Genomic DNA, 23,061 nt, shown 5'->3' with positions numbered 1-23,061 from the left:
CCAAGGCCGCCGCGAACGGCGCCGATCCCGTGGTGCCCGCGTCCACCGCCGAGCCGGACGCGGGGTCCGCGTGGCGGCCGTGGCGGTTCCGGATGTCGAACGACGTGTGGGGGACGCCCGCCGTCGCGGGGAACCTCGTGTACGTCACGTCCTTCGAGGTCCACGCCCTGGACGTCGGCACGGGCCGCCGCAGCTTCAAGACGCGGGACGTCGCCTGGTCCATGGCGGTCGCCGACGGACGCATCCACGCCTCGGACGGCCCCACGCTCTACGCCCTCGACGGCGCCGACGGCACCGACCTGTGGCGCCTGAACACCGACGCCTGGGTGTACTCCCTGCAGGCCGACCGCGGCACCGTCGTCACCGGGACGCGCGGCGGCGGCGTACAGGCCTGGGAGGCCGCGAACGGCGAGAAGCTCTGGGAGATCACCGGGGCCCAGACCGACTTCGAGACCCCCGAGGCGGGACCCGTCGTCCACGACGGCACGGTCTACGTCTGGAAGGACGCGCGCCTGCGCGCCCTGGAGGCCCGCACGGGCGACGAGCGGTGGTCGTACCCCATCGGCGACGCGGCCTCCTGCGGCGGAGTGCCGGTGCGGCTCGCGCCCGCGCAGGACGGGTACGTGTACGTGTCCGCGGGGTCCCGTGTCCTCGCGATCGACGTGGCGGGCGGCCACGTCCGGTGGCACTTCGAGGCGCCCGCCGCGTTCCTGTGTCCCCCCGCGTTCGCGCCGGGACCCGCGGTCACCGGCGGTGGCGTGTACCTGGCGGACTACCTGGGCACGGTGTACGCCCTCGACGCCACGGACGGCCGTGACCGGTGGCGCATCGCCACGGAGTCCCGTGCGTCGATCGAGCCCGTCCTGGTCGCCGACGGCCACGTCCACGTGGGCAGCGGCAAGGGGCTCTACACGCTGGACGCGGTGACGGGCACGCCGAAGTGGCGGTTCCAGGCGGGCGGCGAGGTCGTCGGAACGCCGGTGGTCGCCGACCGGCGGATCCACTTCGGGTCGACGGACCACCTGCTGTACACGCTGAAGGCGGACGACGGCCGCCTGCGCTGGAAGCTGGCCACGGGCGGCGAGATCACCGGGGCGCCGGTGGTGCGGGATGGCGTGGTGTACGCGTGCAGCAAGGACCGCTGTGTGTACGCGCTGGACGCGGAGCGGGGGACCGGGACCGCCCGGTCCTAGCCGGACCTGGGCGGGCCTGGGCGATGCTCGGGTGCGGGCCGAGTCCGGCCTGTGCCGCCGCTTCGCGGCGGATCTTTCCCGCCCACCCACCCGATTGCCCCGCATCGGGCGTCCCATCGTGACGGCCGTCGTACCAGCGTCGGAAGGGGCTCCGGACGGCGGCCGTCCACTCGTGACGTTACGCCGAGTGCATGAACCCTGCCAGGCGGCGGACCGGGCCGCTCACCTGGTACGGAAGCCGGAACCACGCCCCGTGAACAGCCCCGCCTGCCGCTCCGGCGGCAGATTGCCGAGCGCGATGAGATGCGGCGCCTGGGACAGGGCCTGGGCGCGGGTCGCCTCCTTCGCCGACCACAGCGCGCGTACCGTGCCCTGGACCGGCTCGGTCGGGTAGGACGCGATGACCTCCGCCGACCTGGTGGCTGCCGCCAACAGGTCGGCCGAGGGCGCCAGTTCGGAGACCAGGCCCGTCTCGTACGCCCTCCGCGCGGAGACCCTCTCGGCCGTCCCCATCAGCGACATCCTGGCGACCTCGCCGAACGGCATCCGCTGCGCCATGAGGATCGCCTCGTACGCGCTGACCATGCCGTACGTGGTGTGCGGGTCGAAGAACGTGGCGTGCTCGGCGGCGATGACGAACTCCGACTCGCCCAAGAGATAGAAGGCGCCGCCGCACGCCATGCCGTTGACGGCGGCGATGACCGGCTTCCACAGGTCATTCGCCTTGGGGCCGATGGAGAGGAGCGGATCGTCCATCGAGTAGGGGGAGCCGGGCTGCGGCACGTCCGTGTCGCGGTCGATCCCCGTGCAGAACGCCTTCTCCCCGGCGCCGGTGAGCACGATGGCCCGCACGGTGTCGTCGAAGCGGAACTCCCGCCAGGCTGCGGCGAGTTGTCCGGCCGTCTCGGGGTCGATGGCGTTGTGGCGGGCGGGGCGGTCGAGGGTGACGACCGCGACGCCCGTGTCCTTGTCGAACGCCGTACGCAGGCTCATGGCCGCTCCAGGAGCCAGCGGGGCATCGCGATCCCGTCCACGTCGGTGAACGCGACCTGCACCTTCGCGCCGATGCGGAGACGGTCGGGGTCGACGGAGTTCAGCGGGGCGTCCGGAGCGGCGACGAGGTTGCCGACCAGGCGGATGCGGGGGGCGTCGGCCAGCTCGACGATGATCGCGTTGTACGGGGCCTGTGCCGCGTACGCGGGGAGCAGGGGTGGGTGTGGGCGGACGTAGGACCAGATACGGCCGCGTCCGCTCATGCGTTGCCACTCGGCTTCGAAGGACTGGCAGTGGGGGCAGCAGGGCCTGGGCGGACACCGCAGCTCCCCACAGCTGGGGTTGGCGCAGGCCTGGATCCTTAGTTCGCCCTGGGCTGCGTACTCCCAGAACGGGGCGCCGTCTTTGTCGATGGTGGGAGGCAGTAGGGGCTCGGTCGGTGTCGTCGCGTCTGCCATGTTGCGGCCTCTTTCGGGTGCGGGTCTGTTGTGGCTTGTCGCGCAGTTCCCCGCGCCCCTACGGGGCCCGCAGCAGTACCGCCGACGTCGGTACGCCCTCGCCCGCCGTCACCAAACACGTTGCCGCATCGGGGACTTGAGCCGTGCTCGTGCCCCGCAACTGCTTCACGCCCTCGTTGATGAGGTTGAAGCCGTGGACGTAGGCCTCGCTCAGGCCGCCGCCACCGGTGTTGATCGGCAGGCGGCCACCGCTCTCCAGTGCGCCACCCTCCGTGAACGCGCCGCCCTCGCCACGGCCGCAGAAGCCGTATCCCTCCAGGGACAGCGGGATCAGGGGCGTGAACGCGTCGTAGATCTGGGCCACGTCCACGTCCTCGGGGGCGAAGTCCGCCTGTTTCCAGAGGTGGCGGGCCGCCGTCCAGGCGGGGCCCGTCAGCGGGTCGTCGTTCCAGTAGTTGACCATCCCGTGGTGCTGCGCGGGCAGCCCCTGGGCGACGGAGTGGACGTACACGGGCTTCTGTCGGCAGTCCCGTGCACGCTCGGCCGACACGATCACGCACGCCAACGCGCCGTCAGTCTCAAGGCAGTTGTCGAACAGACACAGAGGCTCGCTGATCCATCTCGACGACATGTACATCTCGCGGGTCAGGGGGCGTTCGTACATCATCGCGGCCGGATTCTGGTTGGCCCGGTTCCTGCACGCGAGGGCGACATTGAACAGGTGGTCGCGGGTCGCCCCGTACTCGTGCATGTAGCGGCGCGCCAGCATCCCGATCTCGTCCGCCGGGCGGAGAAGCCCGAAGGGGCGGGTCCACTGGCCGGGAGTGGGGAGTTGGACCGCCGTGTTCTTCCAGGGGCGCGGACCGCTGCCCCGCTTACGGGAGCGCCAGGCGATGCCTACGCTCGCCTGCCCGGTGGCGATGGCGGCCGCGAGGTGCGCGATGGTCGCGCAGGAACCGCCGCCGCCGTAGCCCACCTTGCTGAAGAAGGTCACGTCGCCCGCGCCGATCGCCTTGGCGACCTCGACCTCGTCCGTCTCCTCCATCGTGTACGAGGCGAACGCGTCGACCTCGGACGGGGCGATGCCCGCGTCGTCGAGCGCGGCGACGATCGCCCGGCAGGCCAACGTCTTCTCGTCGTCGGGCAGTTGTTTCGCGAAGGCGGTCTGCCCGATCCCGACTATCGCTGTAGCGTCTTTGAGTGAAGCCATGGGCAACGACACCTCCGCGAGTGGCGAGGCCCCAGGGCTTCGCCATACGTCGTCCCGACTGCTGACAGCGCGTCAGGTTACAGCTAATCTGACGGATAGTCAGCTACTGCGGCGGAGGGGCTTGCGATGCGCGGCGACCTGGAGTGGGGCAGCATCCCGGGACTGGTCCGGGCGGCGGCCGAGCGGTACGGAGACCGGGAGGCGGTCGTCGAGGGCCGCACCCGCATCTCGTACGCGGAGCTCGGCCGGCGCGTGGAGCGGGCCGCCGCCGCGTGCATGGCGAACGGCGTCAACTCCGGTGACCGAGTGGCCGTCTGGGCCCCGAACACGCTGGACTGGATCGTCTCGGCGCTGGGCGCGGTATCGGCGGGCGCGGTCCTCGTCCCCCTCAACACCCGCTTCAAGGGCGCCGAGGCGTCCTACGTACTGCAACGCAGCCGCGCGAAGCTGCTCTTCGTGACGGGCACCTTCCTCGGCACGTCGTACGTCGCATCGCTGCGCCGCGCGGCGGTGGAGGGGAAGGGGGACGGACCGCTGCCCGGCCTCCCACACCTGGAGCAGGTGGTCGTCCTCTCCGACGACGCACCGGAGGACTTCCGAACCTGGAAGGACTTCGTGGCCAGTGGCGACGGGGTGAGCGCGCAGGACGTACGGGAGCGCGCGGACGGCGTCGATGCGGCGGCACCGTCGGACATCATCTACACATCGGGCACGACAGGACGCCCCAAGGGCGCGGTCATCACCCACGCCCAGACCCTGCGCTGCTACGGCGTCTGGAGTGAACTCGCGGGCCTCCGCGAAGGCGACCGCTACCTGATCGTCAACCCCTTCTTCCACACCTTCGGCTACAAGGCGGGGATCATCGCCTGCCTGATGCGCGGCGCGACGATGATCCCGCAGCCGGTCTTCAACGTGGACACCGTCCTCGCGAACGTGGCCGCGGAGAGAATCTCGGTCCTCCCCGGCCCGCCGACCCTGCACCAGTCCCTCCTGGACCACCCCGCCCGCGACCAGCACGACCTGTCGGCCCTGCGCCTGGTGGTGACGGGCGCGGCGGTGGTCCCCCTGCAGCTGGTCGAACGCCTGCGCACCGAACTGCACATCGCCACGGTCCTGACGGCGTACGGCCTCTCGGAGGCGAGCGGCATCGTCACGATGTGCCGCCAGGGAGACGCAGCGCGGGTCATCGCATCCACCTCGGGCCGAGCCATCCCGGACACGGAGGTGCGGGTGGTGAGCCCCGGCGGCGAGAAGCTCTCACCGGGCCATCCGGGAGAGGTCCTCGTACGCGGACACAACGTCATGCAGGGCTACTTCGAGGACCCGGCGGAGACGAAGAAGGCGGTCACGCCGGACGGCTGGCTGCGGACGGGCGACGTCGGGGTCCTCGACGAGGCGGGCAACCTCCGCATCACGGACCGCATCAAGGACATGTTCATCGTCGGCGGATTCAACGCCTACCCCGCGGAGATAGAGCAGCTCATCGGCGTGCACCCGCAGGTCGCGGACGTGGCGGTGATCGGCGTCCCGGATCCGCGGCTCGGCGAGGTGGGGAAGGCGTACGTGGTGCGGCGGCCCGGGGCGGTCCTCACCTCCGACGACCTGATCGCGTGGTCACGCCGCGAGATGGCGAACTACAAGGTCCCCAGGGAGATCGAGTTCGTGACGGAGCTGCCGAGGAACGCGAGCGGCAAGGTCCTCAAACGCGAACTGCGGGGCGGCAAGCGCTAGTTGCCCCTCAGGCAGCTCGCTCGGCGGCACTGCGCTCGACGCAGAATTCGTTGCCCTCCAGGTCGGTGAGCGTGACCCAGCCTCGCCCGTCGGGCATGCGGTGGTCGCCCACGACCTTGGCGCCAAGCGCTACGAGCCGCTCGACCTCCTCGTCGCGGGTGCGGTCCTGCGGCTGCAGGTCGACGTGCAGGCGGTTCTTCATGGTCTTGCCCTCGGGCACGGTCACGAAGAGCACGGTGATGCCATCGGCCTCGACGAGGGCTTCCGGGTCACCGGGGACGTCCTCGTCGGAGACCTTCCCGCCGAGTATCTCGGCCCAGAAGGTGCCCTGACGGTAGGCGTCGGAACAGTCGAATGTGAGGTGGCGCACAAGTGAGGTCATGCGCGGCACTATCCGTGAGGGGTGCGGGGCTGTCCACCGAGTTTCCGGCGCCCGCAGCCGGGGTCACGTCGGCCAGCCGCTGACCTGGAGGATGTACACGCACTCGTGCCGGGCGATGGTCAGGTCTCGTCCGGGTCATACTCCCAACGCCAACTATCCATCGGCCAGGGCCTTCCCGGCCGCGATGTGGAGCTCCCGGATCTCGTCCATGGCGGCACGCCACGCCGGCTCGTCCCGATCGGTGGCCTGCGCGGTGTATTCGGCTGCGCGCAACCGAGCGGCGGAGGCGGGCATGCGGGCGATCTCGATGGTGACCGCCCAGGCTTCCAGGAACTGCGTGATCGGCCCGAGGGATCCGGTCTGCGCCGCCAGCGCGACGGCCTCGTCCGGCGCAGGCGTACAGGAGAGTAAGCGAACCTCCTGAACGCATGTTCTGAACCAGCGTTCTGAACGGATGTTCAAGACTGTTGTACGGTGGATCCATGGGACACCGAGAACAGCTGATGACCGGCGCCAAGCGATGCCTTCAGGAGCGGGGATACGCCCGTACGACCTCCCGGGACATCGCGGCCGCCGCGAACAACGCGCCCGTGGGGACGATCAACTACCACTACGGCTCCAAGGAGGCCCTGCTCAATGCCGCCCTCCTGGAGACCCTCATGGAGTGGGGCACGGCGATCATGGACCGGCCGTCGGACGCGGAGGGCGGCGCGCCCGAGCCCCTGGAGCGGATGTGGGCCCGCATCATCGGCTCGCAGGCCACGGACCGGCCCATGCTGGTCGCGAGCACCGAGGCCTTCGCCCAGGCCGAGCGCGCCCCCGAGATCCGCGAGCAGATCGCGGCCGCGTACGAGCGCGCGCGCCCCGAGATGGCCGCCCACCTGCACGGCATCGACGCCTCCGCCGACCCGGACACGGCCCGCGCGGTCGGCTCCGTACACATGGCCCTGGTCGCGGGCCTGACCCAGCAGTGGCTCATCGACCCGGACCACGCGCCGTCGGCCCACGACGTGGCGGCCGGCCTGCGCGTCATCGCCCGACGGCTCGAAGAGGAAGCGGAGTCCGAAGGGGAAGCGGAGTCCGGAGGGGAAACCGAGCCCGCCCCGACCGCCGACTGACCGGGGGAGTGGAAGTGCCGAAGCCCTTCACCCACCTGCACGTCCACACCCAGTACTCGCTCCTCGACGGCGCCGCCCGCCTCGGCGACATGTTCAAGGCCTGCGCCGAGATGGGCATGTCGCACATCGCGATGACGGACCACGGCAATCTGCACGGCGCGTACGACTTCTTCCACCAGGCCAAGGGCGCGGGCGTCACGCCGATCATCGGCATCGAGGCGTACGTCGCCCCGGAGTCCCGCCGGAACAAGCGGAAGGTCAAGTGGGGCCAGCCGCACCAGAAGCGTGACGACGTGTCCGGCTCGGGTGGTTACACCCACAAGACGATCTGGGCGTCGAACAGCACGGGCCTGCACAACCTCTTCCGGCTCTCCTCGGACGCGTATGCCGAGGGCTGGCTGCAGAAGTGGCCCCGCATGGACAAGGAGACGATCTCCCGGTGGTCGGAGGGGCTCATCGCCTCCACCGGCTGCCCTTCGGGCGAACTCCAGACCCGCCTGCGCCTCGGCCAGTTCGACGAGGCCCGCAAGGCGGCGGGCGAGTACCAGGACATCTTCGGCAAGGACCGCTATTTCCTGGAACTGATGGACCTCGGCATCGACATCGAACGCCGGGTCAGGGACGGCCTGTTGGAGATCGGCAAGGAGCTGGGAATTCCTCCACTCGTCACGAACGACTCCCACTACACCTACGCCCATGAATCCGCCGCGCACGACGCCCTGCTCTGCATCCAGACCGGCAAGAACCTCTCCGATCCCGACCGTTTCCGTTTCGACGGCACGGGATACCACCTGAAGTCCACGGACGAGATGTACGCCATCGACTCATCGGACGCCTGGCAGGAGGGGTGCCGCAACACGCTTCTGGTGGCCGAGCAGATCGACACCACCGGGATGTTCGAGAAGCGCGACCTCATGCCCAAATTCGCCGTGCCGGAGGGCTATTCGGAGGTCAGCTGGTTCCGGGAGGAGGTGGCCACGGGAATGCGGCGGCGGTTCCCCGAGGGGGTGGGGGACGCGTATGCGCGGCAGGCGGAGTACGAGATGGACATCATCATCCAGATGGGGTTCCCCGGGTATTTCCTGGTGGTCGCCGACTTCATCATGTGGGCCAAGAACAACGGCATCGCGGTGGGCCCGGGACGCGGTTCGGCGGCCGGTTCACTCGTCTCGTACGCGATGAGCATCACGGACCTGGACCCCATCGAGCACGGCCTCATCTTCGAGCGGTTCCTCAACCCCGAACGCGTGTCGATGCCGGACGTCGACATCGACTTCGACGAGCGCAGGCGCGTGGAAGTCATCCGCTATGTGACGGAGAAGTACGGCGCCGACAAGGTCGCCATGATCGGCACATACGGAAAGATCAAGGCGAAGAACGCCATCAAGGACTCCGCGCGGGTCCTCGGATATCCGTACGCGATGGGCGACCGCCTCACCAAGGCGATGCCACCGGACGCGGGCGGAAAGGGAATTGAACTCGCGGGCATCACGGACCCCTCTCATCCCCGCCATGGCGAGGCTGGCGAGATCCGTGGAATGTACGAGAACGAACCCGACGTACGGAAGGTCATCGACACCGCGAAGGGTGTGGAGGGCCTGGTCAGGCAGATGGGCGTGCACGCGGCCGGCGTCATCATGTCCAGTGAGCCGATCACCGACCACGTGCCGGTATGGGTACGACACACGGACGGCGTGACGATCACGCAGTGGGACTACCCCCAGTGCGAGTCGCTCGGCCTGCTGAAAATGGACTTCCTGGGCCTGCGCAACCTGACCATCATGGACGACGCGGTCAAAATGGTGGCGGCGAACAAGGGCGTGGACCTCGACCTGCTCTCCATTCCCCTGGCGGATTCCCGCACCTTCGAGCTCTTCGGACGCGGCGACACGTTGGGGGTGTTCCAGTTCGACGGCGGCCCGATGCGCTCGCTGATGCGGCTGATGAAGCCGGACGAGTTCGAGGACATCACGGCGGTCACGGCGCTGTACCGGCCGGGCCCGATGGGCATGAATACGCACACGAATTACGCGCTGCGGAAGAACGCCCAGCAGGAGATCACCCCCATTCACCCGGAGGTGGAGGAGCCCCTGCGGGAAGTGCTCGGCCTGACGTACGGCCTGGTCGTCTACCAGGAGCAGGTGCAGAAGGCGGCCCAGGTGCTCGCGGGCTACACGCTTGGCCAGGCGGACCTGCTGCGCAGGGCCATGGGCAAGAAAAAGAAAGAGGTCCTGGACAAGGAGTTCATCCCGTTCCGTGACGGCTGCCGGGAGCGCGGATACAGCGATGAGGCGATCCAGGCCGTCTGGGACGTCCTGGTCCCGTTCGCGGGCTACGCGTTCAACAAGGCGCATGCGGCTGCCTACGCACTGGTCTCGTACTGGACGGCGTACCTGAAGGCGAACTACCCGGCCGAGTACATGGCCGCCGTGCTGACCTCCGTCCGTGACGACAAGGACAAGTCGGCGGTCTATCTGAACGAGTGCCGCCGGATGGGGATCAGGGTCCTGCCGCCGAATGTGAACGCGTCGGTGGCGAACTTCGCCGCGCAGGGCGACGACGTCATTCTCTTCGGCCTGACGGCGGTACGGAACGTCGGCGCGAACGTGGTCGATTCGATCGTCAAGTGCCGCGAGCAGAAAGGGAAGTACGAGTCCTTCCCGGACTACCTGGAGAAGGTGGACGCGACCGCCTGCAACAAGCGGACGACCGAATCCCTCATCAAGGCGGGGGCGTTCGACGAGATGGGCCATACGCGCAAAGGCCTGACGGCCTGCTACGAACCCCTGATCGACAACGTCGTACAGGTGAAGCGGAAGGAGGCGGAGGGCCAGTTCGACCTCTTCGGTGACGGCGGCGGTGACGGGGGCGGGGCTGCGGAGCCGACACTGGGGCTCGACGTCGATTTCCCCTCCGAGGAGTGGGAGAAGAGCCATCTCCTCGCCCAGGAGCGGGAGATGCTCGGCCTGTACGTCTCCGACCACCCCCTGTTCGGCATCGAGCACGTCCTGTCCGCCAAGGCCGACGCGGCAATCGCGAGCCTCACCGGGGGCGAGCACGCGGACGGCGCGGTGGTGACGATCGGGGGCATCATCTCCGGCCTTCAGCGGAAGGTGACGAAGCAGGGCAACGCGTGGGCGGTCGCCACGGTGGAGGATCTGGCGGGATCGCTGGAGTGCCTGTTCTTCCCGGCGACGTACCAGCTCCTGTCCACCCAACTGGTGGAGGACACCGTGGTGTTCGTGAAGGGCCGCCTCGACAAGCGGGAGGACGTCCCGCGCCTGGTGGGAATGGAACTCTCGGTCCCGGACCTCACGCACGCGGCGGCAGACGCGCCAGTCGTCCTCGACATGCACGAGCCCCAGGTGACCCCGCGCGCGGTCGCCCAGCTGAAGGAGATCCTCCGCTCGCACCCGGGCCCCACGGAGGTGCGGCTGCGGGTGCGGGGGAGGGAGCGGACGACGGTGTACCGCCTCGGGTTCAGGGTCGCGGTCCGCCCCGAGCTGTGGGCGGACCTCAAGGCGGCGGTGGTGGTGGCGCGGGGCTGAACCATTTACCGAGGGCCATTTGCCGACTCGGCAAAGTTCCTCGCGGACGGTGGGGGCAGGGGCCAGGATCATGACGTACGTACCTGTTCCGTACGTATCGATCCTGATCCGGGAGGAAACATGCCGCACCCCACCCAGCACCACCGACTGGTGGACGTCCCTGGCGGTCGGATCCACCTCGTGGAGCAAGGGACCGGCCCCCTGGTCCTCCTCGTCCACGGCTTCCCCGAGTCCTGGTACTCGTGGCGCCACCAGCTCCCGGTGCTTGCCGAGGCGGGCTTCCGCGCGGTGGCGATCGACGTACGCGGCTACGGCCGCTCGTCGAAGCCGCGCGAGGTGGACGCGTACCGGATGCTGGCGCACGTGGCCGACAACGTCGGAGTCGTACGCGCCCTGGGTGCGGAGACGGCGACGATCGTGGGCCACGACTGGGGCTCGCCCATCGCGGCCAACTCGGCACTGCTGAGGCCGGACGTCTTCACGGCGGTGGGCTTGCTGAGCGTCCCGTACGCACCCCGGGGCGGCCCCCGCCCCACGGACGCGTTCGCCATGATCGGCGGCGCTGACGAGGAGTTCTACGTCAGCTACTTCCAGGAGCCGGGGAGGGCGGAGGCGGAGATCGAACCGGATGTGCGGGGCTGGCTCGCGGGCTTCTACGCGGGCCTGTCGGCGGACACGATGCCGCAGCCGGACGCCCCGAGCCTCCACTTCGTGCCCCGGGACGGGCGGATGTCGGACCGTTTCCCGCCGACAGGGCCCTTGCCCTCCTGGCTGACGGAGGCCGATCTCGACGTCTACGCGGCCGAGTTCGAGCGCACGGGCCTGACCGGAGCGCTCAACCGCTACCGCAACGTCGACCGCGACTGGGAGGACCTGGCGCCCTGGGACGGAGCCCCCATCACCCAGCCGTCACTGTTCATCGGCGGCGACCAGGACCCGTCGACGACATGGCTTGCCGACGCGATCAAGGCGTACCCGGAGACCCTGCCCGGCCTGGGTTCCTCGCACATCCTGGACGGGTGCGGGCACTGGGTGCAGCAGGAACGGGCCTTCGAGGTGAACCGGCTCCTGGTGGAGTGGCTTCGGGCGTTCCACTGAGTTATCCACAGGGGGCGCCGGGGGCGAGCCCTCTGCGGGAGCCTTGTGGGACACGGTCTGCTAGGAGACGGCCTGCGCCCGGAACTTTTCCACGAGCGCGGTGGGGGCCTTGTCGGGGGAGCCCGCGTCGTACGGCGGCTGGGGGTCGTACTCGATGAGCAGTTGTACGGTCTGCGCGTGCTCGTCGCCCGCGATCTTCCCGGCGAGGGTGAGGCCCATGTCGATACCGGCGGAGACACCGGCGCCGGTGACGTACTTCCCGTCGAAGACGACGCGCTCCCCGGTCGAGTCGACCCCGAACTGCTTGATCTGCTCCAGCGCCAGCCAATGGGACGTGGCCCGGCGGCCCTTGAGGAGGCCCGCGGCGGCGAGGATGAGCGAGCCGGTGCAGACGGAGGTCGTCCAGGTGGTGGTGGCGTCGACGCCGCAAAGCCAGTTCAGCACCGTCTCGTTCTCGAGGTCGGGCTCCGGGCTTCCCGGTACGACGACGATGTCCGGGCTGCTCACCTCGGCGAGGGACTTCGTGGCGACGAGGGAGAGGGCGCGGGTGTCGTCGAGCACGGGGCCCGCGTTCTCGGCGACGAAGACGACTTCGGCGCCGGGAAGGCCGGCGAGGGTCTGGAAGGGGCCTATCGCGTCGAGGACGGTGAACTTGTCGTAGAGCAGGATCGCGATCTGCATGGGGTCCCTTTCCCGGGTGCGGAGCCGTGCGGAGCCGTGACCCCAGTCTTCAGCTGCGGTGGGAAGGCCACAACGACGAGTAGCCCTCCTTTGCTGCCATGGGGGATGCCTGACGGCAGCCCGGATCCACCGGATCCAGGGGAGCGTCCGGCCGACGTAAAGGGAGCGGGGCCGAGCAATCGCTCGGCCCCGCTCCCTTCATCGCCGACTGGACGGCGACTTCCTGGCTTCGCTGATCAGGGGGTGTGGCCCTCGCCGAGGGGGCTGACCGGGGTGTGGCCCTCGCCCTGCGGGCTAACCGGGGAGTGGTGGTCGCCCTGCGGGCTGACCGGGGAGTGGTGGTCGCCCGCGAATGCCGGGGCGGACGCGCCACCCGCGGCGGCAGCCGCAATTGCGAAGGTGACGAGGATCTTCTTGGCGCGGGTCATTCCAACTCCTTATGAGTGGCAGGCTTCTAACGTCAAGTGACGCTAGTGGCAGATGGGTCAAGTGTTCGAGCCCTCTGCCCGGAACCGGCCACAGGATGACGCGTTCCCGACGTACGCCCTTGGACATGCGTCGGCCGCGGTGGCTTCCCCTCCGCGCCACCGCGGCCGACCCCCCGTCAGGATGTAAGTCTTTAGGCGTCCTTCGCCGGCGGGGCGGGTACGTGGCCGTCGCCCTGCGTGGTGGCCGTGCCGTCCTTCGGCGGGGCGGGTACGTGGCCGTCGCCCAGCGTGGTGACCTTGGCGTCCTTCGGCGGGGCAGGTACGTGACCGTCGCCCATGGTCGTTACGTCTTGGTCCTTCTTGGCGTCGCTCATAGTGAGAACTCCTTTGGGTTGGGCGGTGCGCTGAGGCGAAGCGCCCGTTCGGCAACTCCCCCGAGGGTCGCCGAACGGGCGCTTCAGGGCCGATCACTCTAGCGGTGGGGCCCACGCGACCCGTCTGCCCCCCGACGCGACGGATCGATGCCTAGAGAGTGGCAGCAGCCCATAAACGTTCGATGAACGCCTCGGAGGAGCCGGTCAGGCGGTGGGGATCGGGGAGATGAGCCCGCGTACTTCGTCCGCCTCCGGAGCACCAGAGCTTTCGTGAATGGCCAAGGCCTCGCGCCAGCAGGCCCGAGCGCGGTCGACCTGCCCGATGCTGTGGAGGGACTTGCCCAGGAGCGTCAGAACGTTGGCACGCATCCAATCACCGCCGACACAGCCGGTGCTGAGCGCCTGCTCGGCATGTTGCGCCGCCTGGGCGGATTTGCAGGCCGACAGGTGAACCTGAGCTATGCGGAAATGAGTCGTGCCCTCCCACAAACGTTGCCGGTTCTCCACGAACACCTGGAGGGCGTCAGTGAGCTGGTCGAGTGCTTCTGCGTGACGATCGGCATGGCCGAGGGCAATCCCAAGGGCACTCTTCGCGTTGGCGAGACGGAACGTCAGACCAAGGTCGTCGTATATCGCTATCCCTTGCTGGGCGAGTTCGATTGCCTTGGACGTGCGCCCCATCGCGTCGAGAGCGCGGGAGAGATTGCAGAGGGCGCTTGCCTCACCGGCTCGGTTGGAGTCGGCGCGGAACTCCTCGATCGCCTTCACGAAGTAAGTCTCGCTGACAGCATGCTGGTTGACGCAGTAGGCGGTGATGCCCCGCTCGTTGGGGGCGTTTCCGCAGGTCCAGGGATCCTCGGAGATGTCGCCAAGCTCCGAGGCCCGCTCCAGCTCCGCCGACGCCTTGTCGAAGTGCCCCACCTTGCTCAGGACCTGCGCCAGCGTGACCCGAGCCCGCCCCTCCGCATAGGCGTCCCCGACCGCCGCCGCGGCATCCCGCGCAGCGGACGTTGCCAGCTCGTAGCGGAGCGCACTCGCCCCCGACTCCGCCAAGTCCTTGGAGGCCAGCAGCAGATCGACAGCACGCCGCAACGTACTCGGCCCCAGTGACTGCTGCACGCAGGCCAGGATGCAGGCCGCCTCCGAGTGCAGCCAATCCAGAGCCTTCGCGTCGTCGCTGAAGTCCTGACCCACATGCCCGGTCACTTCGAGGTGGTCCACCGTCCGATCCCCGGGCCGCTCTATCGCATACACCCGAGCCGCCGAGGCCAAGTAAAAGTCCAGCAACCGCGACATAGCCGCCCCCCGCTCACTGGGCGGCGACTCGTCCCGCTCCGCGCACGCACGCGCGTAGAGCCGGACCAGGTCGTGGTAGCGGTAGCGGCCGGGGGCCGCGGACTCCACCAGGGACGTGTCCACCAGGGATTCCAGCAGGTCCTCGGTCTCCTCGGTCGGCAGGTCGAGGACCGCGGCGGCCGCTGCGAGGGAAAGGTCCGGGCCGTCCGCGAGGCCCAGCAGGCGGAACGCCCGTGCCTGCGCCGGCTCCAGCTGGCCGTAGCCCAGCTCGAACGTCGCCTTGACCGCGAGGTCCCCCGCCTGGAGCTCGTCCAGGCGCCGCCGCTCGTCCGCCAGCTTGGCGGCCAGCGTCGAGACCGTCCACGTGCGGCGGGCCGCGAGGCGGGACGCCGCGATGCGGATGGCGAGAGGCAGGAAGCCGCACGCCGCCACCACGTCAAGCGCGGCCTTCCGCTCCGACTGGACCCGCTCCTCGCCCACTATCCGCGTGAAGAGGAGCAGGGCCTCCTCCGGAGACATCACGTCCAGGTCCACCAGGTGGGCCCCGGCCAGGTCCACCATCCGGATCCGGCTCGTCACCAGAGCCGCGCAGCCCTCCATGCCGGGGAGCAGGGGGCGTACCTGCGCCGCGTCCCGAGCGTTGTCCAGGACCACCAGGACCCGGCGCCCGTCAAGCACCGACCGGTACAGCGCCGCCCGCTCCTCCAGGGAGTCCGGGATCGCCGAGTCGGCGGTTCCCAGGGCTCGAAGGAACGCGCCGAGGACCGTCTCCGGTTCCGCCGCCCTGGAACCCGCGCCCTGCAGGTCCACGTACAGCTGCCCGTCAGGGAAGTGGCTGCGTGCCACGTGCGCCACGTGGACGGCCAGGGTCGTCTTGCCCACGCCCCCGATGCCCGCAAGGGCCGAGACCGCCATCACCCGGCCCTCCGCCGCCGAGAGGATCTCGCTCAGTTCGGAGACGAATGAGGCCCTGCCCGTGAAGTCCGGGACCGTTGCCGGGAGTTGCGCCGGGCGCACCACCGCCGCCGCCGGTTCCGGCGCCGCCGCCGAGGGCTCCGCCAGTGCCGGGTCCGCCTGGAGGATCCGCTGTTGGAGTTCCTTCAGGCCCGGGCGCGGGTCCACGCCCAGCTCGTCGGCCAGCAGGCGGCGCGTGTCGGCGTAGACCGCGAGCGCCTCCGCCTGGCGCCCGCTGCGGTACAGCGCCAGCATCAGCAGTTCGCGCAACCTCTCCCGCAGGGGATGCGCGGCCGTCAACGCCGTCAGTTCCGAGACCGCCTCCGCGTGGCAGCCGACCTCCAGGTCCATGTCCAGGCGGGACTCCAGGAGCTGGAGGCGCCACTCCTCCAGGCGCGTGCGCTCCGTTTCCGCGTACGGACCGGGGACGTTCGCCAGAGGTTCGCCGTCCCAGAGGCTCAGCGCCTTGTTGACCAGGGAGCGGGCCTGGCAGAGGTCGGACACCCCTCGCGCCTTCTCCGCCTCCGCCCACAGGTCCTCCGCGAGCGCCAGGTCGAGCGCGCCGTCGGCCACCGTGACCGCGTAGCCGCCCGACTCGCTGACCAGGACCCCGGCGGGGAGCACCTTGCGCAGGCGCGACGCGTACGTACGGACCGCGGCCAGCGCCTGCGAGGGCGGTTCGTCGCCCCAGAGGGCGTCGATCAGCTCGTGTGCCGTGGCCGTGCGGCCGTCGCGCAACAGGAGCGCCGCCAGCAGGGCGCGCTGCTGCGGAGAGCCCATGGACAGCTGCTCGGCGCCGTGCCATGCGCGTACGGGGCCGAGCACGCTGAAGTGCGGACTCAGCGGACTCAGCGGTCTCAGTTCCTCGGGGGCGTTCCCCGGGGCCGGACGCCGCTGGTCCGGTACTCGCGGTAGACCGTCCATCGCTCCCCCTGCTGCCCTGCCGTGCCCGGTCGTCACCGTGCCTGGTCGTGCGCCGCGGGTCTGCCCTACCCACGATTGCCGTGTTTCACCTGGTTCAGTTCTTTGCCAGGTTCTTGCTCCCCGCCAGTTTGCCTTGTTCATGGCGGATACGTCAGCCGTGCGAGACGGCTCTCACAGGGTCCACGCACCAGGCGACCGGTAAGGGTCCTCGTATGGATCACCGATGGACGGCGGATGGATAGCTGACGAAGAGCTGACGGGTCGTCAGATCAGCGCTACCGTGGAGCACATGGAGACCACTGAGACCTTGCCGACGTTCCCGAGGATCATCTCGGTGGACGACCACACCGTTGAACCCGCCCATGTCTGGCAGGACCGGCTCCCTGCCCGGTACCGCGACAGCGGGCCGCGCGTCGTCCGGGCGCCCTTGAAGGAAATGACCTTTATGGGAGGGAAGTTCGCGCCCGTGATGGGGGCGAAGGGGGACGAAGGGCCCATCGGTGACTGGTGGATCTACGAAGACCTGCACCGGCCGCTCACCCGCCTCGACACCGCCGTCGGGTACGACAGGGACGAGATCAAGCTCGAGGTCATCACGTACGAGCAGATGCGGCCGGGATCGTTCAGCGTGCCGGACCGGCTCGCCGACATGGACGTCAACCACGTCCAGTCCGCCCTCTGTTTCCCCACCTTCCCGCGCTTCTGCGGGCAGACGTTCACCGAGGCCAAGGACCGCGAGCTGGGGCTGCTCGGTGTGCGGGCGTACAACGACTGGATGGTGGACGAGTGGTGCGGGCCTGAGGCGCAGGGGCGGCTCATCCCACTCACCCTCATTCCGCTCTGGGACGCCGAGCTCGCCGCCGCCGAGGTCCGCCGCAACGCCGCCCGCGGCGTGCGCGCCGTCGCCTTCTCCGAGATACCGCCCCACCTGGGCCTGCCCTCCATCCACACGGACGAGTGGGACCCCTTCCTGCGGGCCTGCGACGAGACCGGCACCGTCATCGCCATGCACATCGGGTCCAGCAGCAAGATGCCGTCGACCTCCGCCGACGCGCCGCCCGCCGTCGGATCCACCATCACCTTCGCCAACTGCTGCTTCTCGATGGTCGACTGGCTGATGAGCGGCAAGTTCGAGCGCTTCCCGAACCTGAAGATCATGTACGCCGAGGGCCAGATCGGGTGGATCCCCTACATCCTGGAGCGCGCGGATGTCGTGTGGGAGGAGAACCGCGGGTGGGGCGGGGTCGCCGACAAGGTGCACCGGCCGCCGTCCGAGCTCTTCACCGAGCACGTTTACGGGTGCTTCTTCGATGATGCCTTCGGGCTGAAGAACCTCGACTCGATCGGCGTCGGGAACGTCCTGTACGAGACCGACTATCCGCACTCCGACTCCACCTGGCCCAAGTCCAGGGAGGTGGGGGAGTCGCAGATGGGGCACCTCGCGCCGGACGTGGTCGACCGGATCGTGCGGGGCAACGCCATCGAGCTGCTCGGGCTCACGGGTGAAGGGCTGTGGGCGGGGCCCGGAGTTTGAGCGTCGGTCCCGGGGCTTGAGGGGCGGCCCCGTCGGCCCCGGGGCTTGAGTGTCGGCCCCGTCGGTCCCGGAGCCTGATGCCCGACGGGATACCCGCCCCCGACCCCTTGCCTGACGACCCGTCAGCTACGACGATGAGTCCCGTCGCCGTATATGACAGACCGTCAGATCTAGGTGAGGGGTCGGGTTCCCATGGCTGCCAACGCGCTGGCGCACATCTTCCCGCAGGGGCGACTGGTCTACGGGATGCAGCTCCCGATCCAGTCGCAGAGCGTCATGTACGCGGAGGCGTGGGAGGCGGGCGCCACCGCCGACGACCTCGCCGAGATCGCCCGCGCCGCCGACCGGGGCGGCTTCGCGTACATCGCGAGCTGTGACCACGTGGCCATTCCGCGGCGGCTCGCCGACACCATGAGCACCGTCTGGTACGACCCGGTGGCCACCCTCTCCTTCCTCGCCGGGATCACCGAGAACGTACGGCTGATGAGCCATGTCGCCGTCGTCGGCCTCCGGCATCCGCTCGTCAGCGCCAAGCAGTACGCCACGCTGGACCGGCTCAGCGGCGGGCGGCTGATCCTCGGGGTCGGGGCCGGGCACGTACAGGAGGAGTTCGACGCCGTCGGGGCCGACTTCGAGCGGCGCGGGCCCGTGCTCGACGAGACCGTCGACGCGCTCAAGGCCGCCCTCGGTCCCGAGGAGTACCCCGAACACCACGGCGAGCGCTACGACTTCAGCGACCTCGGCCAGCAGCCGCGCCCCGCGCAGGAACGCGTGCCCATCTGGGTGGGCGGCTCATCGCCCGCCGCCGTGCGCAGGGCCGCCGTCCGCGGCGACGGGTGGCTGCCGCAGGGCGACCCGCGCGACAAGCTTCCCGCGCAGATCGCCAGGCTCAAGCGGCTCCGCGAGGAAGCGGGGGTGGCGGAGTCGATCGTCGTGGGGGCCATCGCCGAGCCCCTGTACGTGGGGGAGCCCGGCTGGTCCGTGGGGCGGCGCACGCTCAGCGGGAAGCCGGACGCGCTCGCCGATTCGCTGCGGGCGTACGGGGCGATGGGGGTGCAGCAGATCCAGGTGCGGTTCCGCAGCCGCGGCCGCACCGAACTCACCGACCAGATGGCGGCGTTTGCCGCCGAAGTGGCTCCGCACCTCAACTGAGAGCTCGACTGAGGAGACTCGTATGGGCAAGCTGGACGGCCGCGTCGTCATCGTCACCGGCGCGGCACGCGGGCAGGGTGAGCAGGAGGCGCGGCTCTTCGCCGCCGAGGGGGCGCGGGTCGTCATCGGTGACGTGCTCGACGACCAGGGTGAGGCCCTCGCCAAGGAACTCGGCGGTGACGTGGCCAAGTACGTGCACCTCGACGTCGGCCGGGAGGACGACTGGCAAGCCGCCGTGGTCGCCGCCAAGGACGCCTTCGGGAAGATAGACGGCCTGGTCAACAACGCCGGGATCCTGCGCTTCAACGAACTCGTCAGCACCCCGCTCGAAGAGTTTCAGCAGGTCATCCAGGTCAACCAGATCGGCTGCTTCCTCGGCATCCGCACCGTCGCGCCCGAGATCGAGGCCGCCGGCGGCGGGACGATCGTGAACACCGCCTCGTACACCGCGATGACGGGGATGGCGTACGTCGGCGCGTATGCCGCGACCAAGCACGCCATCCTCGGGCTCACCCGCGTCGCCGCGATGGAGCTCGCCGCCAAGAACATCCGCGTCAACGCGGTCTGTCCGGGGGCCGTCGACACCCCGATGACCAACCCCGCGCAGCTCGACCCGACCGCCGATCCCGCCGAGGCGCGGGAGGCCGTCGCCGAGCTCTACAAGAAGCTCGTGCCGCTCGGGCGCATCGGGAAGCCGGAGGAGGTGGCGGCCCTCGCCCTCTTCCTGACCGGGGACGACTCGGCGTACATCACCGGGCAGCCGTTCGTCATCGACGGGGGGTGGCTGGCCGGGGTCAGCATCGTCTGACGCAACGTCAGTAAGCGTGCTCTCAGGTATTGACGGCCATCGCGGCCGGTGGAACAGTCGACGCATCACAATCTGACGGTTCGTCAGAAACTCACGAGGATGGTGAACCTCCTTGGAATTCGGTCTCTTTGTACAGGGATACGTGCCCGCCAAGCGGGCCAAGGTCGACCCCGAAGCCGAGCACAAGGCGCTCATCGAGGAGACCGAGTACGTCATCCAGGCGGACAAGTCCGGCTTCAAGTACGCCTGGGCCTCCGAGCACCACTTCCTGGAGGAGTACTCACACCTCTCCGCCAACGACGTCTTCCTCGGCTATCTCGCCCACGCGACCGACCGCATCCACCTGGGCTCCGGAATCTTCAACCCGCTCGCCCCGGTGAACCACCCGGTCAAGGTCGCCGAGAAGGTCGCCATGCTCGACCATCTCTCCGAAGGACGCTTCGAGTTCGGGACCGGGCGCGGCGCCGGGTCGCACGAGATATTGGGGTTCATGCCGGGCATCACCGACATGAACCACACCAAGGAACTCTGGGAAGAGACCATCGCCGAGTTCCCCAAGATGTGGCTCCAGGACGAGTACGTCGGCTTCCAGGGCAAACACTGGTCGCTGCCGCCCCGCAAGATCCTGCCCAAGCCGTACGGGAAGTCGCACCCGGCCATGTGGTACGCCGCCGGGTCCCCGCCCTCGTACGCGATGGCAGGAAAGAAGGGGCTCGGGGTACTGGGCTTCAGCGTGCAGAAGGTCTCCGACATGGAGTGGGTCCTCGAGTCGTACAAGACGGCCGTGAAGGACGCCGAGCCGGTCGGTGACTTCGTCAACGACAACGTCATGGTGACCTCGACGGCGATCTGCGCGGAGACGCACAAGAAGGCCGTCGAGATCGCCGTCGGCGGCGGGCTCAACTATCTGCAGTCGCTGCTCTTCCGCTACCACGACACCTTCCCGCGGCCCGAGGGCATTCCCGAGTGGCCCGAGCTGCTCCCCGAGTACAGCGAGGAGATCATCGAGCTGCTCATCGCCGAGGAGCTGATGATCTGCGGCGACCCGGACGAGGTGCTCACGCAGTGCAAGCGGTGGGAGCAGGCGGGGGCCGATCAGCTCAGCTTCGGGCTTCCGATCGGGATCTCGCCCGAGGACACGAAGAACACGATCAAGCTGATCGGTGAGCATGTGATCCCGAAGATCGACACGGATCCCGTTCACCGGACGTCGCGCTTCCGTCAGGCGGGGTCTTCCTGAACCCCCGTTAGCTGCCCCGGCCTTCCCTTCCCGGACGGAGGCCGGGGCACCCTCTTCGCCCTTCGGGCGTGTCCTCAAACGCCGGACGGGCTCATCCCACCCACCCACCCGTTCTCCGAAGGGGGACCACTCCCGCCATGCTCGACCACCTCATCAAGGGCGCGACCGTAGTCGACGGGACCGGCGCCCCCGCGTACACCGCCGACGTAGGCATACGGGACGGGCGCATCGCCGTCGTCGCCGAACCCGGCACCGTCACCGAGTCCGCCGCCACCAGCGAAGACGCCCAGGGACGCGTCCTCGCCCCCGGATTCGTCGATCCGCACACGCACTACGACGCCCAGCTCTTCTGGGACCCCTACGCGACCCCCTCCCTGAACCACGGCGTCACCACCGTCGCGGGCGGCAACTGCGGCTTCACGCTCGCCCCGTTGAACCCCGCACGGCCCGAGGACGCCGACTACACGCGGCGGATGATGTCCAAGGTCGAGGGCATGTCGCTGGTCGCGCTCGAAGAGGGTGCGCCATGGTCGTGGAGTTCGTTCGGCGAGTATCTGGACGCCCTGGACGGGCGCGTCGCCGTCAACGCGGGCTTCATGGTGGGGCATTGCGCACTGCGGCGGTACGTCATGGGCGCGGACGCCGTGGGCGGACAGCCGTCCCCCGAGCAGCTGGAGGAGATGCTGCGGCTCTTCCACGACGCCATGGACGCCGGCGCCTGGGGGCTCTCCACCACGCAGTCGTCCACGCACTCGGACGGCGACGGGCAGCCGGTTGCCTCGCGGCACGCCAAGCCCGACGAGCTGCTCGCGCTCAGCCGGGCCGTCGCCGAGCACGAGGGGACGCAGCTCGAGGCCATCGTCGCGGGCTGTCTGGATCAGTTCAGCGACGACGAGATCGATCTGTTCGTCGAGATGAGCGCCGCCGCAGGACGGCCCCTCAACTGGAACGTCCTCACCATCGACGCCGCCGTGCCCGAGCGCGTCCCGCGCCAGCTCATCCCAAGTGAGCGCGCCCGCAAGGCGGGTGGCCGGATCGTGGCCCTCACGATGCCGATCCTCACCCCCATGAACATGTCGCTCGGCACCTTCTGCGCGCTGAACCTGATCCCGGGATGGGGGGACGTGCTCGGCCTGCCCGTCCCCGAGCGCATCGCCAAGCTGCGCGACCCGGACGTCAGGGGCGAGATGCTGCGGCGCGCCGACAGCAAGGAGGCCGGGGTCTTCCGGCGGCTCGCGCACTTCGACCGGTACGTCATCGGGGACACGTACTCCAAGGAGAACGAAGGGCTCACGGGGCGAGTCGTCGGCGACATCGCCGCCGAGCGCGGCCAGGAGGCCTTCCAGTGCCTCGTCGAGATCTGCGCCAACGACGAACTGCGTACGGTGCTTTGGCCCATGCCGTCCGACAACGACCCCGACTCGTGGGCCCTGCGTCAGGAGACCTGGCAGCACGAGGACGTCATGCTGGGCGGCTCCGACGCGGGCGCGCACCTGGACCGGATGTGCGGCGCGCCCTACACGACCCGGTTCATCGGGGACTGCCTGCGGGGCCGCAAGCTGGTCGGCCTGGAGGATGCGGTGAAGATGCTGACCGACGATCCCGCGCAGCTCTTCGGGCTGCGGGAGAGGGGCCGTATCGAGGAGGGCTTCCACGCCGACCTCGTCCTCTTCGACCCGGAGCGCATCGACGCGGGCAAGGCCACGCTGGTGCACGACCTGCCCGGCGAAAGCCCGCGCCTGGACTCGAAGGCAATCGGCATCAATGCCGTCTGGGTCAACGGGGTCGAGGCGATCCGCGAGGACCGGGTGACGGGTGCGACGCCCGGCACGGTGCTCCGCTCGGGCCGGGACACCAGGACGGTGAGCACCAAGTGAGCGACCGACTCGCGCAAGGGGGTGGCCAAACCCGCGGCCAAACCCCTGGCCAAACCCCCCAG

General features: G+C 69.4%; 19 protein-coding genes. 10 read left to right on the top strand and 9 right to left on the bottom strand.

Going from position 1 to position 23,061, the window contains the following annotated elements:
* Positions 1–1,193: outer membrane protein assembly factor BamB family protein (locus ABD378_RS16450; protein WP_344521653.1), on the top strand; the 1,193-nt coding region annotated here is incomplete at its 5' end.
* 222 nt (positions 1,194–1,415) lie between these two features.
* Here the strand turns inward: ABD378_RS16450 and ABD378_RS16445 are convergent.
* From ABD378_RS16445 to ABD378_RS16435, 3 genes are read right to left on the bottom strand one after another with little or no spacing between them, the layout of a single operon-like run.
* The gene (locus tag ABD378_RS16445) at positions 1,416–2,186 is read right to left on the bottom strand and encodes an enoyl-CoA hydratase/isomerase family protein (protein WP_344521652.1); all 771 of its coding nucleotides are present in this window, start codon (positions 2,184–2,186) and stop codon (positions 1,416–1,418) included.
* Positions 2,183–2,644 (bottom strand): Zn-ribbon domain-containing OB-fold protein, encoded by a 462-nt coding sequence (locus ABD378_RS16440; protein WP_344521651.1) that lies wholly within the window; start codon positions 2,642–2,644, stop codon positions 2,183–2,185. The genes ABD378_RS16445 and ABD378_RS16440 overlap by 4 nt, the downstream gene beginning before the upstream one ends.
* Positions 2,645–2,702: 58 nt before the next feature.
* Entirely contained in the window at positions 2,703–3,854 is a 1,152-nt protein-coding gene (locus tag ABD378_RS16435) for a lipid-transfer protein (RefSeq protein WP_344521650.1), read from the bottom strand.
* A 126-nt stretch (positions 3,855–3,980) separates the two neighbouring features.
* Between ABD378_RS16435 and ABD378_RS16430 the strand changes: the two genes are divergently transcribed.
* Positions 3,981–5,585 (top strand): FadD3 family acyl-CoA ligase, encoded by a 1,605-nt coding sequence (locus ABD378_RS16430; protein WP_344521649.1) that lies wholly within the window; start codon positions 3,981–3,983, stop codon positions 5,583–5,585.
* A 7-nt stretch (positions 5,586–5,592) separates the two neighbouring features.
* Here the strand turns inward: ABD378_RS16430 and ABD378_RS16425 are convergent, their stop codons facing one another.
* Positions 5,593–5,967 carry a VOC family protein gene (locus ABD378_RS16425; protein ID WP_344521648.1) on the bottom strand — a complete coding sequence of 125 codons (375 nt, stop codon included), beginning with the start codon at positions 5,965–5,967 and terminating at the stop codon, positions 5,593–5,595.
* A gap of 153 nt (positions 5,968–6,120) precedes the next feature.
* Entirely contained in the window at positions 6,121–6,429 is a 309-nt protein-coding gene (locus ABD378_RS16420; RefSeq protein WP_344521647.1) for a hypothetical protein, read from the bottom strand.
* Positions 6,430–6,449: 20 nt separating this feature from the next.
* Between ABD378_RS16420 and ABD378_RS16415 the strand changes: the two genes are divergently transcribed.
* From ABD378_RS16415 to ABD378_RS16405, 3 genes are all read left to right on the top strand, one after another.
* Positions 6,450–7,085, top strand: coding sequence for a TetR/AcrR family transcriptional regulator (locus ABD378_RS16415; RefSeq protein WP_344521646.1), 636 nt, complete (start codon positions 6,450–6,452; stop codon positions 7,083–7,085).
* 8 nt (positions 7,086–7,093) lie between these two features.
* On the top strand, positions 7,094–10,633 hold the full coding sequence (gene dnaE / locus ABD378_RS16410) for a DNA polymerase III subunit alpha (protein ID WP_386544739.1): 3,540 nt from the start codon (positions 7,094–7,096) through the stop codon (positions 10,631–10,633).
* 120 nt (positions 10,634–10,753) lie between these two features.
* Entirely contained in the window at positions 10,754–11,731 is a 978-nt protein-coding gene (locus tag ABD378_RS16405; RefSeq protein WP_344521644.1) for an alpha/beta fold hydrolase, read from the top strand.
* 60 nt (positions 11,732–11,791) lie between these two features.
* Here the strand turns inward: ABD378_RS16405 and ABD378_RS16400 are convergent, their stop codons facing one another.
* The 4 genes from ABD378_RS16400 to afsR all read right to left on the bottom strand — a co-directional run bounded on the left by ABD378_RS16400 (position 11,792) and on the right by afsR (position 16,388).
* The gene (locus ABD378_RS16400) at positions 11,792–12,412 is read right to left on the bottom strand and encodes a DJ-1/PfpI family protein (RefSeq protein WP_344521643.1); all 621 of its coding nucleotides are present in this window, start codon (positions 12,410–12,412) and stop codon (positions 11,792–11,794) included.
* A 236-nt stretch (positions 12,413–12,648) separates the two neighbouring features.
* Complete coding sequence (locus ABD378_RS16395; RefSeq protein WP_344521642.1) at positions 12,649–12,840, bottom strand: hypothetical protein; 192 nt, start codon at positions 12,838–12,840, stop codon at positions 12,649–12,651.
* Positions 12,841–13,031: 191 nt separating this feature from the next.
* Positions 13,032–13,214, bottom strand: a complete 183-nt coding sequence (locus ABD378_RS16390; RefSeq protein ID WP_344521641.1) for a sigma-like protein — start codon at positions 13,212–13,214, stop codon at positions 13,032–13,034.
* 204 nt (positions 13,215–13,418) lie between these two features.
* Positions 13,419–16,388: an SARP-family global regulator AfsR gene (gene afsR / locus ABD378_RS16385; RefSeq protein WP_344521640.1), complete on the bottom strand. Its 2,970-nt coding sequence runs from the start codon at positions 16,386–16,388 to the stop codon at positions 13,419–13,421.
* Between the two features lie 307 nt (positions 16,389–16,695).
* Between afsR and ABD378_RS16380 the strand changes: the two genes are divergently transcribed.
* The 5 genes from ABD378_RS16380 to ABD378_RS16360 all read left to right on the top strand — a co-directional run bounded on the left by ABD378_RS16380 (position 16,696) and on the right by ABD378_RS16360 (position 22,999).
* Positions 16,696–17,922: an amidohydrolase family protein gene (locus ABD378_RS16380; RefSeq protein WP_344521659.1), complete on the top strand. Its 1,227-nt coding sequence runs from the start codon at positions 16,696–16,698 to the stop codon at positions 17,920–17,922.
* A 192-nt stretch (positions 17,923–18,114) separates the two neighbouring features.
* Positions 18,115–19,074, top strand: coding sequence for an LLM class F420-dependent oxidoreductase (locus tag ABD378_RS16375; protein ID WP_344521639.1), 960 nt, complete (start codon positions 18,115–18,117; stop codon positions 19,072–19,074).
* 22 nt (positions 19,075–19,096) lie between these two features.
* Positions 19,097–19,882, top strand: a complete 786-nt coding sequence (locus ABD378_RS16370) for an SDR family NAD(P)-dependent oxidoreductase (RefSeq protein WP_344521638.1) — start codon at positions 19,097–19,099, stop codon at positions 19,880–19,882.
* A 112-nt stretch (positions 19,883–19,994) separates the two neighbouring features.
* Complete coding sequence (locus ABD378_RS16365; RefSeq protein ID WP_344521637.1) at positions 19,995–21,122, top strand: LLM class flavin-dependent oxidoreductase; 1,128 nt, start codon at positions 19,995–19,997, stop codon at positions 21,120–21,122.
* Positions 21,123–21,259: 137 nt separating this feature from the next.
* Positions 21,260–22,999: an N-acyl-D-amino-acid deacylase family protein gene (locus tag ABD378_RS16360; RefSeq protein ID WP_344521636.1), complete on the top strand. Its 1,740-nt coding sequence runs from the start codon at positions 21,260–21,262 to the stop codon at positions 22,997–22,999.
* Positions 23,000–23,061 lie beyond the last annotated feature (62 nt).

Origin of the sequence: Streptomyces rectiviolaceus, assembly GCF_039533825.1 — a bacterium.
Lineage (GTDB): Bacteria > Actinomycetota > Actinomycetes > Streptomycetales > Streptomycetaceae > Streptomyces > Streptomyces rectiviolaceus.
The sequence above is the reverse complement of the archived record's forward strand: the minus strand, read 5'-3'. Positions and strand labels throughout refer to the sequence as shown.

What these genes read in the sequence shown, in the direction of transcription:
- ABD378_RS16445 (WP_344521652.1), bottom strand. Translation starts at nt 2,186, where the DNA reads ATGAGCCTGCGTACGGCGTTCGACAAGGACACGGGCGTCGCGGTCGTC.
- ABD378_RS16440 (WP_344521651.1), bottom strand. Translation starts at nt 2,644, where the DNA reads ATGGCAGACGCGACGACACCGACCGAGCCCCTACTGCCTCCCACCATC.
- ABD378_RS16435 (WP_344521650.1), bottom strand. Translation starts at nt 3,854, where the DNA reads ATGGCTTCACTCAAAGACGCTACAGCGATAGTCGGGATCGGGCAGACC.
- ABD378_RS16430 (WP_344521649.1), top strand. Translation starts at nt 3,981, where the DNA reads ATGCGCGGCGACCTGGAGTGGGGCAGCATCCCGGGACTGGTCCGGGCG.
- ABD378_RS16425 (WP_344521648.1), bottom strand. Translation starts at nt 5,967, where the DNA reads ATGACCTCACTTGTGCGCCACCTCACATTCGACTGTTCCGACGCCTAC.
- ABD378_RS16415 (WP_344521646.1), top strand. Translation starts at nt 6,450, where the DNA reads ATGGGACACCGAGAACAGCTGATGACCGGCGCCAAGCGATGCCTTCAG.
- ABD378_RS16405 (WP_344521644.1), top strand. Translation starts at nt 10,754, where the DNA reads ATGCCGCACCCCACCCAGCACCACCGACTGGTGGACGTCCCTGGCGGT.
- ABD378_RS16400 (WP_344521643.1), bottom strand. Translation starts at nt 12,412, where the DNA reads ATGCAGATCGCGATCCTGCTCTACGACAAGTTCACCGTCCTCGACGCG.
- ABD378_RS16395 (WP_344521642.1), bottom strand. Translation starts at nt 12,840, where the DNA reads ATGACCCGCGCCAAGAAGATCCTCGTCACCTTCGCAATTGCGGCTGCC.
- ABD378_RS16390 (WP_344521641.1), bottom strand. Translation starts at nt 13,214, where the DNA reads ATGAGCGACGCCAAGAAGGACCAAGACGTAACGACCATGGGCGACGGT.
- afsR (WP_344521640.1), bottom strand. Translation starts at nt 16,388, where the DNA reads ATGGACGGTCTACCGCGAGTACCGGACCAGCGGCGTCCGGCCCCGGGG.
- ABD378_RS16375 (WP_344521639.1), top strand. Translation starts at nt 18,115, where the DNA reads ATGGCTGCCAACGCGCTGGCGCACATCTTCCCGCAGGGGCGACTGGTC.
- ABD378_RS16370 (WP_344521638.1), top strand. Translation starts at nt 19,097, where the DNA reads ATGGGCAAGCTGGACGGCCGCGTCGTCATCGTCACCGGCGCGGCACGC.
- ABD378_RS16360 (WP_344521636.1), top strand. Translation starts at nt 21,260, where the DNA reads ATGCTCGACCACCTCATCAAGGGCGCGACCGTAGTCGACGGGACCGGC.